Source organism: Epilithonimonas zeae, assembly GCF_900141765.1.
Classification (GTDB): Bacteria; Bacteroidota; Bacteroidia; order Flavobacteriales; family Weeksellaceae; genus Epilithonimonas; species Epilithonimonas zeae.
This window is the reverse complement of the sequence record NZ_FSRK01000001.1, coordinates 982006-996563: the sequence shown is the minus strand read 5'-3', so window position 1 is coordinate 996563 and position 14558 is coordinate 982006. Positions and strand designations below refer to the sequence as shown.

The following is a 14558-nucleotide window of genomic DNA, read 5'->3' as shown; positions in this document are numbered from 1 at the left end:
CAGATATGTCAAATAATGATTTGTACATCTACAACAATGAGGAATCCATCATTGATGTTTCGGAAAATATAAGTATTCCTATTAATTTTAGCGATTTACCAATTTCTGAACCTATTAATTTAGAATTGAACAGAGAAAATGAAATACGAAATTCTGATGATTGGAAATTAGGAAAAAAATATATTAAGAAACTCAATCTTACTCCAGAACAGTCGGAGATTCTGGATAAACTTTGGTTCGGGAATAATGTTTTTAACGAAATAGAATATTGTAGAATTCAAATTCTGAAGCAATTTTTACGAGCGATTGAATATTTAGAGAAAAATTGTATTCCATTTAATAAAGCGTACTCAACAGTCATTATTGAACTTTCGGAAATTATCGTAGCGTTGCAATATAATTATAGGAAGGAAAGTCTAAATTACAGATTTACTTACGATTCTGTTCAGACGGAAATTTACAATCATATTTTGAAATTGTGTGAAAATAATGTACGAGAAGTTTATGGAATCAAACGAAAAATCAACACCGATTTCAATTACAGTAGTCCTGACATTCTTGATAAGTTTAATAAAAAAATAGTTTCTAAGCTTGATATTTTTCTCAAAGAAAATCAAGGTCAAATTCTGGATGCAGATTCTAGAACCAATATTATTCTTAACGAAAATAATACGAACCGATGGAAAGATAAATTCGAAATCATCAAAGAATATTACTCCAATTCTATTGCTTTTGAAAGGGAAATTTTTCGATTGACAGATGTTAATATTAGAAATCCTTCTGTTGACACGATATTTTTTGAAGCTTCAAAATTCATTGCGGAATATGATAAAACTTGTTCTCTCCGACTTTATATTCATTACTTAGAAAAAGATCTGCAATCGCCAAAGTTTGACAACAAACAATTGAATAAAACTATTCAGAAAAATCTATTCACAACTAAAGAACAACTTGTAGATTTTGAAAAGATTTTGAGTCAATTCATTTCAGATAGAAATTTAGAAGCTGCGATTAAAAATGTTAATGAATTATACTTGCCAAAGAGAAAGAAAATTGTCATCAACAGAAAAGCAATCGAAGATGTTCAAAAATTAGATTTAGAAACATCTAAGTTATTGGGAGAACTTTTAAGTGATGATTTTGAAGATGAAAATATATCCATTAAAACTGAGGAAACTGAAAATCAGGAAGAAATTACTTTCAATATAATTAACAAAAACTCAGAACCACAAATTTTAAAATATCTGGAAGAACTCAATTTAACAGATATCCATAAAGAAATTTTGGACTTATTTGAAAAACAAAGTTTCAACATTTTACAAACTGAATTAGAAGATTTTATCAAATCAAAAAACCTGTTCATGGGTTCAACAATTGATTCAATTAATGATTGTTGTTTTGAAATCCTTGATGATGTTCTGATAGAAGAAGACGAAGATTATTTTACAATAAATACAGATTATTACAAAAAACTTTTAAACAATGATAGACAATATTAAACCAAAAGAAGCCACAGCAATCGTTAATTCTCTCATCGGCGGCGTTGTTCCAAAAATCGGCGTTCAGCATATTACCGTTGGAAGATCAGAAGAAGTGAACGCATTCATCAGTTCCCTGGAAGACGTGAAAAACGGTCACAGCATTGCCAAATTCTGGATTGGAGATTTTGGGAGCGGAAAATCGTTTATGCTTCATTTGCTGAATACTGTAGCCTTAAAACAAAAATTTGTAGTTGCGAATGCAGATTTTACACCCAACAACAGAATCTATGCGAACGATGGAAAAAGTGTTCTGCTTTACTCTGCAATTATGGATAATATTGCAATTCAAACCAAACCGGAAGGAGGTGCATTACAGACTCTTTTGGAGAAATGGATTGAACAAGTTATTGCAAAAACTGCTGAAGAAAACAACATTCCATTAACCGAAATCAGAGACGAAAAGCATTTTAATTTGATTCAGAATTCAATAATGAAAACGGTGAACGAAATCACGGAAGTTGGTGGTTTTGACTTTGGATTTGTCATTGTAAAATATTATGAAGGCTATATCAAAAATGATGAATTACTTCGCAGAAACGCTTTGAAATGGCTGAAAGGAGAATACACCACGAAAACAGAAGCAAGACAAGATTTAGGCGTTCGGGAAATCATCAACGATTCCAACTATTACGATATGCTCAAAAATTTCTGCAAGTTCTTTGTGAGTATGGGGTATAGTGGATTTATGATAAATCTGGATGAAGCCATCAATCTTTACAAAATCTCTACAGCAGCAGCCCGCGAGAAAAATTATGAGAAAATTTTATCAATTTATAACGATTGTTTTCAGGGGAAAATTTCAAACTTATTCATCAATTTTGCAGGAACTAAAGATTTCCTGGAGAATGAAAGAAGAGGACTTTTCAGTTATCAGGCTCTGAAATCGAGGTTGGAAAGTAATAAATTTGAGACTTTGGAAATCCGAGATTTTGCACAGCCGGTTATCAAATTAAATCCCTTAGATCACAATGAGGTTTTTGTTCTTCTTAAAAAACTGAAACTCATTTTCGATTTTAATTATAAAATAGAACTCAATATTTCGGACGAAGAAATTTCGGCTTTTATGGAAGAAATGTTCAATAAACCGGGCGCTTCAGAATTTTTAACTCCAAGAGAAGTGATTAGAGATTTTCTAAATATTCTCAATATCATCAGACAAAATCCTGAAGTGGACAAGCGTCAACTTTTTGGAGATATTGAAATTTCTGACGAAAGACCAAACGACGTTGTTTTAGACAGTATTGAAGAATTATGAGTTCCTACAACTTACTTTCCGAGCCCATAAGAAAATACATTCGGGATAAAAGATGGGAAAGTCTGAGACCGATTCAGGAAGCAGCAATCCAAAGAATTCTTGCGACCGATAACAATTATGTCTTAATTTCAAAAACAGCTTCGGGAAAAACTGAAGCAGCTTTTTTACCGATTTTGTCTAAAGTCAATTTCAAAGAATCTGGCGTGAAAGTTCTTTACATTTCACCATTGATTGCTTTGATTAATGACCAATTCGAACGTGTTGAAAAACTTTGCGAGTATCTGGATGTTTCTGTCACAAAATGGCACGGCGAAGCAAATAAAGGACAAAAAGATAGATTAATAAAAGACCCAAACGGAATTGTTCTCATCACACCAGAATCCATCGAAGCAATGTTTGTGAACAAACCTTATAATGTATATCACTTGTTTTCGACTTTAGAATATATGGTGATAGATGAAGTGCATTCTTTTTTAGGTTCCGACCGCGGTATTCAGTTGAAATCTTTGTTAGAAAGATTACAGAAAATCAATAAAAACAAATTTAGCATTGTTGCATTATCAGCTACTGTAAGCGATGTTAATCAGTATGTAGAACTGAAAGAATTTTTAGGAAATTCTGAGAATACCAAAATCATCAGAGACACTAATAAAAAAGACATTAATGCCATTTTCAAATACTTTCCAAACGCTTCACCAGAATTACCCATTCCATTATTGGAAGACCTCTATGAACAGACTAAAGATAGTAAAACCTTAATTTTCCCCAATGCCAGAGGGAGAGTTGAGGAAGTTGCGGTGAAACTAAAAAAAATATCGGATAAAAATAAAGGTCACAAGAATTATTTCTCTCATCACTCTGCAGTTGATAAGGAAGTTCGGGAGTATGTGGAATTTTTTGCTAAAAATCAATCTCATCAAAACTTTTGTATCTCTTGCACCTCAACATTAGAACTTGGAATTGATATCGGAAATGTGGATGAAGTGGTACAAATAGATGCGACACACAGCATTGCCTCATTAATCCAAAGAGTTGGGCGGAGCGGAAGACGTGAAGGCAAACAAAGTAATCTTTTTTTGTATGCAACTGATAAATGGAGTTTGCTGCAATCTTTGGCTTGTTGGCTTTTGTACAAAGAGCAATATATTGAACCAATTGTGGTGAATAAAAAACCTTTTGATGTTCTGGTTCATCAGCTGCTTTCAATTGTAAAAGGGACTTCCGGAATTATTTTATCCGAACTTTTAGAACAACTAAAAACCAATAGTACTTTTTCCGATATCGAAATTGATGAAATGAAAGACATCATTTTTCATCTTACCGAAATTGATTTTCTTGAAAAAATAGGTAATGAATTCATTATCGGAATTGAAGGAGAAAAAGTTGTTAATAATAAAGAATTTTATTCGCTGTTCAAGACTGAAACATTTTTCAAAGTTTCTAATAAAGGTAATAAAATTGGTGAATTGCCTGTTTCTTTCCAAATTAAAGTGGATGAAAATATATTTTTATCTGCCAGAATATGGAAAATAAAAGATGTTGATTTTAAAGCAAAAAAGATAGAGGTAATTCCAACCAATGATGGTAAAAAACCTTTGTTCTTTGGAAACAGTGCAGATACAGCGCATAAAATAAGAGAAAAAATGCTGGAAATCCTTTTCACAAAGGAAAAATACGATTTTTTGGACGAAATGGGGCAAGATTGTATTGATGATATGAGAAAGGATTTTTCTGTATTTCAACTCACAAACTTTACAACAGAAAGGCCTCTTTTATTGAGCAATGATAATCTTACCTTTTATTCTTTTGCCGGTTCTAAGATTAATAAAACAATTGGTTTCATTTTAAAACATAATGGAATAGAGAATCTATATTTTGATGACAGCAGTTCTTTTGTTATCAAAAATTTAAACTCCGATTTCATTTCAGTTTTAAAGCATTTGAATTTTGAAAAATCAGATTTGGATGTTGCTTTAAGAGAATTAGTCGAAACTAATCCAGCTGTTCTGGATTTTTCAAAATGGGGGCAATTCTTACCTGTAAACTATCAAATTCAACTATTGAAAAATAATTATTTTGATTTTGAGGAAACTATTAATTTTTTACAATTATTAAAAGTTATTAAAAATACTGATTAACAAAATTAATTTAAATAAAGCCTTTTATAGTTGGGGAAAAAGTATTATTTAATAGTTGTTTTGTAGTTATATAAATCAAATATAATGCTTTTAAGAAACCATACAAAACAAAAAAAGCGCTGATAAACAACGCTTTTAACTGCAGAGAGGAAGGGATTCGAACCCTCGATACAGTTACCCGTATACTAGCTTTCCAGGCTAGCTCCTTCAACCACTCGGACACCTCTCTAATTGAGGTTGCAAAGATAATGAAATATCTGATTTCTCCAAGGATTTTTAAAAATCTTCTGTCACTTCTCCCGAAATATTTTCACTGAATAATTCAGAGAACGTTTTGTCATATTTCGGATTGTTGAGAATATGCATCACTTTTGTAATGGCAGCTTCAGCAGTCATATCTTTCCCACTAATGGCACCTATTTTTGTGAAAATATTACTATTGCTATACTTCCCAAAACTAATTCCTCCTGATACACACTGACTTATCACTATGATTTCGATTCCTCGGTTTCTCAATTCCTGAAGAACATTCTGCGTTTTTTCATTATTAAAAATTGTTCCTGAACCGAAAACCTGCAAAACAATTGCTTCCGGCGTTTTGAATTCCAACAATGATTCGAAATTCATTCCTGGGAAAATTCTGTAAAAAATTACTTTTTCATTGAGGTAAATATCGAGTTCAAAATCACCTTTTGGTTTCCAAAGCAAATCTTTTTCAATATTAAGATGAACTCCGGATTGTCCAAGAATCGGATAATTCGGACTTTGATAAGCATCAAAAAACTCGGCAGAATATTTCAGACTTCGGTTTCCTCGCAAAAGTTTGTATTCGAAATACACAGCTACTTCTTTGATAACTGGTTCATCATTTTCATAGAGACTTGCGTAATAAAGACTTGTCAAAAGATTTTCTTTCGCATCTGTTCGCAAATCTCCAATCGGCAATTGGGAACCTGTCAAAATTACAGGTTTTCCAAGATTCTTCAGCATAAAACTAAGTGCAGAAGCCGTATAAGACATAGTATCTGTCCCGTGAAGAATCAGAAAACCATCAAAAGCATCATAATTTTTATGAATCCACTCTGCAATCATTCGCCATTCCTGCGGTCCCATATCGGAGGAATCTACTGGATTTTCGAATGGATGAACCGAGACTTCGCATTCGAGAAGATTCATTTCCGGGATTCTTTTGAAAATGGTGGAAAAATCAAACGGAACCAGACTTCCTGTGGTGTAATCTTTTTCCATCCCGATGGTTCCGCCGGTGTAAATCAATAGGACTTTTCTTTTCATAGACTAATGTTGATTCGAAGGTCAAATGTTGCAGCCCGACTTGAACGGAGCTCTTTTTCTTTTTTTGCTAAAAAAGAAAGAAGCGGGAGTGGAAGGCGGATTAAGCTGCCATAGAAAACCTCAGCAAAAGTAAAATTTTAATCTGAATCGGGAAAATAAAAAATGCCCGTTAAAAAACGAGCATTATATTGATCTTTTTAGTTAAATTATTTAACCAAAAGAATACTTGCGATCTGATTCGCCAACTCAGTTCCGATTCTGTCCTGAGCTTCTTCTGTAGCAGCTCCGGTGTGAGGCGTCAAAGAAATTTTTGGATGCGTTAGGATTTTCTCAGAAGGTGTTGGTTCGTTCTCGAAAACATCCAAACCTGCAAACGCCAATTTTCCAGAATCTAAAGCTTCAATCAAAGCTTCCTCATCAATCACACCACCTCTGGCACAGTTTACGATAGCTGCACCGGTTTTCATTTTTTCCAATTCTGTTTTGCCGATGATTGGTCCATTCTGAGCCGGAACGTGAAGCGTAATGAAATCCGAATGCTGAATCAACTGCTCCAAAGGTTCCGTTTCTATCTCCACATTGATATATTGGCTGTTGTAAAAATCCACTCTCACACTTGCTTTCCCGATTCTTGTATCAGAGGCTATCACTTTCATTCCCAATCCAAGTGCGATTCTTGCAACCTCCTGCCCGATTCTTCCGATTCCAACAATTCCGATTGTTTTACCTCTCAGTTCAACGCCCTTTTCGTAAGCTTTCTTCAATTTGGCGAATTCGGTATTACCTTTTACAGGCATTTGTCTGTTCGAATCCTGTAAAAATCTGCTTCCTGAAAACAAGTGCGCAAAAACCAGTTCTGCAACAGATTCCGAAGATGCGGCAGGTGTATTGATCACGTGTTTTCCTTTTTCTCTTGCGTAAGCCACTTCGATGTTGTCCATTCCAACACCTCCTCTACCAATGATTTCCAGACTTGGACAGTTGTCCACCATTTCCTTGGTTACTTTCGTTGCGCTTCTTACAAGCAAAACTGTTACCTGATTTTCATTGATATAAGTAATTAGATTTTCCTGAGCTACTTTATCAGTAATTACCTCGAATCCATTGTCTTTTAGCGCGTCTATTCCAGATTGCGTCAATCCGTCATTAGCAAGTACTTTCATTATATTTTATATTTTTTTTGAAGAACAGAAGCTGTTCATTAATTAATTGGTTTAGGAGCTTAATCCCGCTTTCTGTTGCAATCTTTTGCTTTTTCATATGTGGAAAAAAAAGCAAAAGGATTTCCACTACAATCGGGGCTATGGGTTTTGTCACCAAATCAAAAATTCCCGAAAGTTTGAGGCTCGGGAATTTTTAATCAGATATATTTTTAGTCACGGAAAACCTCTATGGTTACTTGTTTTTCAACCAAATCCGTGAATTTTCCTTTGTATCTTGTAGCTCTTACAAGGTGGTTATCTATCCAGTGGTAGTTTCCACCTCTTGGTTTCCCTAGCAAAACGCTGTGGTATTTGAAGCCGTGTTTGTTGAGCCAGGTTTCTGTAATCTCTCTCAAATCCTCTGTTCTGGAAGTGAAAAAACAAATCTGATGACCTTCGTCATACCACTTGTTGATTGTTGCCAAAGCGTCCGGAAAAGGCTCGCAAGTTACCATTCTTTCTGGCTCTTCATTAGGCACATCATCCGTAATCGTTCCATCGATATCGATGAGATAATTCTTGATATCGCCTTTCAGCATTGGGCTCAGATGTTCTACGTATTCTAATTCCATGAGGTTCAAAATTAAGTTGGCAAAATTACACTTTTATATTCAGCGTAACAAATCATTAGCTAAAGTTTAATAAAATCTTAATTTTAAAGAATATTTTTCAGAATATTATTCGTTTAGCTTTATACAAAATCCTTCTTCAAATGGATTTTTTAAACCTGACGATTTTTATTTGATAAAAAAACGCTCCAATAATGAAGCGTTTTCTATCATCCTAGTCAAATTAAGGATTGCATTTGGTTGCGTTAATTATTCTTGTTTTCGCTTTGTAGACAATAACTGAGGTTGGGGTTTTTCAGAAATCATTTTATTGTCTTTTGTTGTATCCATTTTATTAATGATTACAGGCTTTGCCAGCCTTCCCATAGGATTCAAAACAGTTATATTTTTTTGAGTACTTTCTTCAATTTTCTCATCCGTTTTTATTGTTGATATATTCGCATTTCTAGCATTAGAAACTAACTGAGAAAAGGATTTTGTAGAAATACATAAAATGAATATTATAATTATTTTCTTCATAACTGTTAATTTAGAACCAAAATTGTCATTTCTCCAGGGTTGGTGTCAGCAGCAGAATTACCTCCAATATCTACTGGCGATGTACCATTGGATCTTGCTGTACGCAAATCAATTGTATGAGTACCTGCTGGCAGGCTAATCATGGTATTAATAGCACATGTATTAAAGCTATTTTGCGCCGTACCGTTTACATTACTAAAACGATTCCATCCTCCATTAGCTAAAAAATTATTATTAAGATAGATTATTACATCAACATTAGAGTAAGCTCCTGCTGTTGTTAAGGTATTTCGTGCTCCAATGGTAGCCCAAATTACAACAGTCGCAGGCGAAGCTAGTGTAAAGGTTTGAGTGAGCCCGGGTTGTACTGTTGCTACATTAGAAGCAACTGCAAGTCTACCGGAACTACCATAAGTATGGTATTTTTGAATTATGCCAGGTAAGCCTTGAGCACCGGTTGCACCTACTGCTCCAGTAGCACCAGTAACTCCTTGTATACCCTGTGCGCCAGTTGCACCTGTCAAACCTTGAACTCCTTGAGCTCCAGTGACACCTTGAATCCCTTGAATCCCTTGAATCCCTTGAATCCCTTGAGAGCCGGTTGCTCCCGTAACACCTTGAATTCCTTGAGCTCCGGTAGAACCTGTTGCGCCAGTTAGACCTTGTGCTCCAGTGGAACCAGTTGCTCCAGTTGTACCCTGAACTCCTTGAATACCTTGAGCCCCAGTTGCGCCGGTGACACCTTGTAATCCTTGAGCACCGGTTACTCCTTGTGCGCCAGTCAAACCTTGTGGTCCCTGAGCACCTACTGAACCAGTCGCTCCAGTAATACCTTGGGTTCCCTGTGGGCCTTGATTTCCAGTGGCTCCGGTAGCTCCTTGTAGCCCCATTGGGCCTGTTGCTCCAGTAGCTCCCTGAGGTCCTGGAATTGAACTTCCTGAAGTTTTAGCATACAATGCATAAGGTACACTTAATAATTGTGATGTTCCCGTTATTGTATAGTTTGCTGTACCAGTTGGATCCGTTTCTACTTTAATAAAATAAGTATCTGCTCCCCAGTCAATGGTGGAATAAGATCCACTAACAAATGTCCCGGCTCCTATCCTCACAGTTACCAAACCATTTATGTTAGTCGCTTGTGTCTGCGTCTCTGAATATACCACAGGTCCTGTAGCAGAACCTTTCAATATAGAAAATCTCATCCCTACATTTTGACTCTTCACCAACTCATTACTGGAATTTCTGATGATTGCCTGATAACTCATTGCGTCCTGAACCTGCGTAAATGCAAAAGTTGAAACCAGTGACGCCGCTAAAAAAGAAAACTTTTTCATAGTTGGTTAGTTTTTATTTATCTGATTTTAATACTTTGAAAATCTTGATTACTTTACCTTCTTTCATTATTTTAAGATAATAAATAGCAGCAGGGTAAGAAGCCATTCTGATAGACGTCTGAGATTCTATAACAGGTTTTTTGGTTGTTAATAATTTCCCGCTAGCATCAGAGATTTCATAGCTGTACTTATTAAAATCACTAAAGCCAACTTTCAGATTAAGAATATCTGGCGTTGGATTAGGATAAATTTTCAGGCTTAGATTAATTTCGGTAATATCTACTCCTAATGTTTCTGTTATTTCGTAAGGTTGTTGAACACCCGCAGCAACACTCCCAGTTGAGGAGATTGCTGTATCATAAAAAACTTCTCCAATAGAAAAAGCGACATTTCCATTAGATCCCGAGGAATTATCTCCACTTGTATTAATAGAGGACTGAGCGTAAGATTGTATCGAGAATCCTACAACAAATACTATTTTTATTATTGATTTCATTAGCTTAATTTATAATTTGTGATAATTATATTAATTAGATCTTCAATTGTGAGTTTAGTATGCAAACCACTTACTTCCATTATAAACCAGTACCACTCCTATTGCATTTGCAGTTCTAGTACTATTGGCAGTAAGACCATTATCCTTACCAAATTCATATATTTTTGTTACCTGATAATCATTACCGCTCTGACGAAATGATTTGCCGTTTGGATCTATATTGGCCTGTTTATTTTCTGAAAAGACATAAATTGTCAAGCCAGTACTTGGGTTCGCTGGAAGTGTAACGGTATAAGCTCCCGTAATGTAAACCATCTGATTCACATTATTCAATGTTGTATTACCACTAACATTAACTGCAGTTAAGCCAGTTCCGCCACCGCTTGGGGTGGACCAAGTTCCATCACCTCTAAGATATGTTGAAGAATCTTTAGTCCCTGTTGCAGATATTTTTGAGACCGTCACTTTAGAATCTCCAATAGTTGTTACACCCGAAGCTGATATAGTAACATCGCCACTCATAGTCACCGGTACCGCTGGTGAATAAGGTGCTAATGAACTAGTCAAAATCAACTGAGCACCTGTTGTACCATTAGAAAAACCCGCTCCAGTATTTCCTGTAGCTCCGGTTGGACCAGTATTTCCAGTTACACCTTGTGGTCCTTGTACTCCTTGTGGTCCAACTGCCCCAATTACACCTTGTGGTCCTTGCGCACCTGTTGGACCGGTTAATCCTTGAATTCCCTGAATGCCTTGAGCTCCTGTAGCACCTTGAATACCTTGCGCTCCAGTTGGCCCCGTAGCTCCAGTTAAGCCAGTTACACCTTGGATTCCTTGGATACCTTGTGGACCTTGTACTCCTGTCGCACCTGTTACTCCGTTAGCTCCAGTTGCACCTATTGGTCCAGTCACACCTTGAACACCCTGAGGGCCTTGAGCTCCTGTAGCACCTTGAATACCTTGCGCTCCTGTTGGCCCCGTAGCTCCAGTTGAGCCAGTTACACCTTGGATTCCTTGGATACCTTGTACTCCTGTCGCACCTGTTACTCCATTAGCTCCAGTTGCACCTATTGGACCTGTTACACCTTGAACACCCTGAGGACCTTGCGCTCCTGTAACACCTTGAATACCTTGAGCTCCAGTTGAACCCGTTGCTCCTGTAACTCCATTGGCTCCAGTTGCACCTATTGGACCTGTTACACCTTGAACACCCTGAGGTCCTTGCGCTCCTGTAACACCTTGAATACCTTGTGCTCCAGTTGAACCCGTTGCTCCTGTCATTCCATTAGCTCCAGTTGCACCTATTGGACCAGTCACACCTTGAACACCCTGAGGGCCTTGCGCTCCTGTAACACCTTGAATGCCTTGTGCTCCAGTTGAACCCGTTGCTCCTGTAACTCCATTAGCTCCAGTTGCACCTATTGGACCTGTTACACCTTGAACACCCTGAGGTCCTTGCGCTCCTGTAATACCTTGAATACCTTGTGCTCCAGTTAAACCCGTTGCTCCTGTAACTCCATTAGCTCCAGTCGCACCTATTGGTCCAGTTACACCTTGAACACCCTGAGGACCTTGCGCTCCTGTAGCACCTTGAATACCTTGTGCTCCAGTTGAACCCGTTGCTCCTGTAACTCCATTGGCTCCAGTCGCACCAGTTATACCCTGAGGCCCTTGTGGACCTGTTGCTCCTGTTGGGCCGGGAAGAGAACTTCCCGAAGTTTTTGCGTACAATGCATAAGGAACACTTAATAACTGTGATGTTCCTGTTATTGTATAGTTTGTTGAACCTGTTGGATCTGTTTCGATTTTAATAAAGTAAGTATCCGCACCCCAATCAATTGTAGAATAAGAACCACTAAGTAAAGTTCCAGCACCAATTTTTACATTGACCAAACCATTGATGTTTGTTGGCTGCGTTTGCGTTTCCGAATAAACAACGGATCCTGTAGGAGAACCTTTCAATATAGAAAATTTCATCCCTACATTCTGACTTTTAATCAGTTCGTTACTAGAATTTCTGATTATTGCTTGATAACTCATGGCATCTTGTACTTGCGAGAATGCAAAAGTTGAAACAAGAGAAGCTGCTAAAAAAGAAAGCTTTTTCATAGTTGATTAATTTTATTTTATTAATATTTAATTTATCCTTGTATAAAGCTTCGATTATTTCAAAGCTTATCATCTTCTATTCTGGATAGAAACCAACCATATCAAGCCATAAACATAAAATAATTATCAATTATATTGAAATTATTTTTTATGTTTAGTAGATTACCATACTTTTGACAAAAGTATAAAAAATATATTCACAATAAATATTAATTTTTTACAAAAATACAAATTAATATTAAAAAGAATCTTAGGTATACATTTCATAAAAAGAAGCAACAATTAATTGTTGCTTCTTTTTTAGTTAATAATTTTTGAGTCATTGCTAAACCACTTTGGGTTTTCGATCATTCGAAAGGATACATTTTCACTTATTATCCCAATATTTTATCATAAATAACTCTCCAACATTACCTTCAAATATTTTCTATTTTGATTTACAGAAGGACAATCTGGTCTGGAAACAGAAGCTTTCTCATTATATTCATTAGCTTTTTGATAATCTCCTAAAAATGAAAGACATACACAAGCTTCCAAATTAGGAATATAACAAGAGTAATCTGAAAACACGAAACCGATGTCATTATAGATCTCAACCTTAGTTGCTAAATCAAACCATTTGAATGCCTGATTATAATTTTGTTTTTCTTTATAGTAATACCCTAACTCGCAACAGATTTCTGGTCTTGGCGTGTCATATTCAAAGGTTTTGAGTAAAGTTGGGAGTATTTTTCCTTCAGCTCCTATCTTTTTATACTCAATTGCTAACTGATGACAACATGTTACAACATCTTCAATCCAACCTAATCCTGTTGCTAAAAATTTCTCATAATAGATAATTGCATTTTCGATATCGTTATGATCTTTCAATTCTCGAGCATAATAATACAGCTGTCTTGGAGAAAACTCTATCCCACTTTTCTCCAAAGCTTTGTAAATATCAATATTTCTGGTAGATGCAACTTCCTGTTTGGTTTTCTTATGCCAAATTTCAATATTAGTATATTGCAGGTTGCCAATCAAAGGGATACATTCGTGAACTGGGTCAATCCATTGATAGTTTTTACTTCTTTTAAATAATCTTTCACGTGTCGAATGAAAAGTAGGATTATTGTTTTGATCAAATGATAAAACATATTTCATCGTCACAATCTCAACATCATCACTTAGAGTTTTCTTCAAATCGTTGATTTCTTGAACGGATTTTTCAGGCACAACATCGTCGGCGTCCAGCCACATTTGATAATCCATCGTTGCTTTGGAAAACGCAAAATTACGGGCTGCGGCGAAGTCATTAATCCATTCAAAATCGTAAACATTGTCTGTGAATCGCTTGGCAATTTCTTTGGTTTTATCAGTAGAGCCAGTATCAACGATGATTATTTCGTCCGCAAAATCTTTGGCACTTTCCAGACATCTGCCTAAAACATCTTCTTCATTTTTGACAATAAGACACAAACTGATTTTCATAGAGTAAAAGTTTTTTCAGGTCTAAATATACAGGTTTTAATAACTTGATGACAGAAATAACCGAAAATGAAATTTAATATTGTAATTTTTGAAGCGTATCTTTTACAGTTTGTTTTGTTGTTATCTCCAATACAATTATCTCAGGTGTTTCCGAAACTTTTTTAACTTCGAAATTATAATTCAATCCTGTTTTAATATTAGGTTCAAAAAATATTTTTGATTTTTTGGAGGCAATCATCTCTTTATAAAAAACATTTTTCTTGTAAATTTTATAATAATTCGAATCTGCCTGCAACTCATAGCGACTGTTCTCAATAGTTTTTGTACAAGACAATGGCGATGAAATTAAAAAATACAGAAATAATAAAACAACCGTAAATCCAAAAAACATTACCAAAAAGAATCTTTTCCATTTCCTCAGTATTCCTGAAAACAATAAAGTAATTATAATGATTGCCAACCAAATCCATTGATAATTAATTGTTATTAGAACGTCCTTATACTTTCTCAAAAACAAGTCTATAAATGAGAAAACAATCATTAACAAAGCGATCACAAAGAAAGCATTGCCTATCTTAATCAATGTTTTGCTGTTTGAAAACTCCATAATATCAATTCAATTTAATCGAAGT

General features: G+C 35.6%; 12 protein-coding genes and 1 tRNA gene. 3 read left to right on the top strand and 10 right to left on the bottom strand.

Features of this window, described 5'->3' with window-relative positions; translation table 11 throughout:
* Positions 1-5 precede the first annotated feature (5 nt).
* Genes BUR19_RS04550 through BUR19_RS04540 form a run of 3 tightly spaced genes read left to right on the top strand, consistent with a single transcriptional unit; the run spans position 6 to position 4934 of the window.
* Complete coding sequence (locus tag BUR19_RS04550) at positions 6-1499, top strand: tellurite resistance TerB C-terminal domain-containing protein (protein ID WP_074233711.1); 1494 nt, start codon at positions 6-8, stop codon at positions 1497-1499.
* Positions 1483-2796, top strand: a complete 1314-nt coding sequence (locus BUR19_RS04545) for an ATP-binding protein (protein WP_074233710.1) — start codon at positions 1483-1485, stop codon at positions 2794-2796. The genes BUR19_RS04550 and BUR19_RS04545 overlap by 17 nt, the downstream gene beginning before the upstream one ends.
* The gene (locus tag BUR19_RS04540) at positions 2793-4934 is read left to right on the top strand and encodes a DEAD/DEAH box helicase (RefSeq protein ID WP_074233709.1); all 2142 of its coding nucleotides are present in this window, start codon (positions 2793-2795) and stop codon (positions 4932-4934) included. Before BUR19_RS04545 ends, BUR19_RS04540 begins: the two co-directional genes overlap by 4 nt.
* Before the next feature lie 142 nt (positions 4935-5076).
* Here the strand turns inward: BUR19_RS04540 and BUR19_RS04535 are convergent.
* The 10 genes from BUR19_RS04535 to BUR19_RS04485 all read right to left on the bottom strand — a co-directional run bounded on the left by BUR19_RS04535 (position 5077) and on the right by BUR19_RS04485 (position 14533).
* A tRNA-Ser gene (locus BUR19_RS04535) sits at positions 5077-5163 on the bottom strand.
* 47 nt (positions 5164-5210) lie between these two features.
* Positions 5211-6227, bottom strand: a complete 1017-nt coding sequence (locus tag BUR19_RS04530; protein ID WP_074233708.1) for an asparaginase — start codon at positions 6225-6227, stop codon at positions 5211-5213.
* Between the two features lie 206 nt (positions 6228-6433).
* Complete coding sequence (locus BUR19_RS04525; RefSeq protein ID WP_175565866.1) at positions 6434-7390, bottom strand: D-2-hydroxyacid dehydrogenase; 957 nt, start codon at positions 7388-7390, stop codon at positions 6434-6436.
* Positions 7391-7599: 209 nt separating this feature from the next.
* On the bottom strand, positions 7600-8001 hold the full coding sequence (locus BUR19_RS04520; RefSeq protein WP_074233706.1) for an LNS2 domain-containing protein: 402 nt from the start codon (positions 7999-8001) through the stop codon (positions 7600-7602).
* A 246-nt stretch (positions 8002-8247) separates the two neighbouring features.
* Positions 8248-8517 carry a hypothetical protein gene (locus BUR19_RS04515; RefSeq protein ID WP_074233705.1) on the bottom strand — a complete coding sequence of 90 codons (270 nt, stop codon included), beginning with the start codon at positions 8515-8517 and terminating at the stop codon, positions 8248-8250.
* 5 nt (positions 8518-8522) lie between these two features.
* On the bottom strand, positions 8523-9851 hold the full coding sequence (locus tag BUR19_RS19235; RefSeq protein WP_074233704.1) for a collagen-like domain-containing protein: 1329 nt from the start codon (positions 9849-9851) through the stop codon (positions 8523-8525).
* A gap of 13 nt (positions 9852-9864) precedes the next feature.
* Positions 9865-10347, bottom strand: a complete 483-nt coding sequence (locus tag BUR19_RS04505; RefSeq protein ID WP_074233703.1) for a T9SS type A sorting domain-containing protein — start codon at positions 10345-10347, stop codon at positions 9865-9867.
* 54 nt (positions 10348-10401) lie between these two features.
* A complete protein-coding gene (locus BUR19_RS19230; protein WP_083600639.1) occupies positions 10402-12456 on the bottom strand; it encodes a collagen-like domain-containing protein in 2055 nt (684 codons plus the stop codon).
* 390 nt (positions 12457-12846) lie between these two features.
* Positions 12847-13926: a glycosyltransferase family 2 protein gene (locus BUR19_RS04490; RefSeq protein ID WP_074233702.1), complete on the bottom strand. Its 1080-nt coding sequence runs from the start codon at positions 13924-13926 to the stop codon at positions 12847-12849.
* Positions 13927-13999: 73 nt separating this feature from the next.
* The gene (locus BUR19_RS04485) at positions 14000-14533 is read right to left on the bottom strand and encodes a hypothetical protein (protein ID WP_074233701.1); all 534 of its coding nucleotides are present in this window, start codon (positions 14531-14533) and stop codon (positions 14000-14002) included.
* Between the last annotated feature and the right edge of the window lie 25 nt (positions 14534-14558).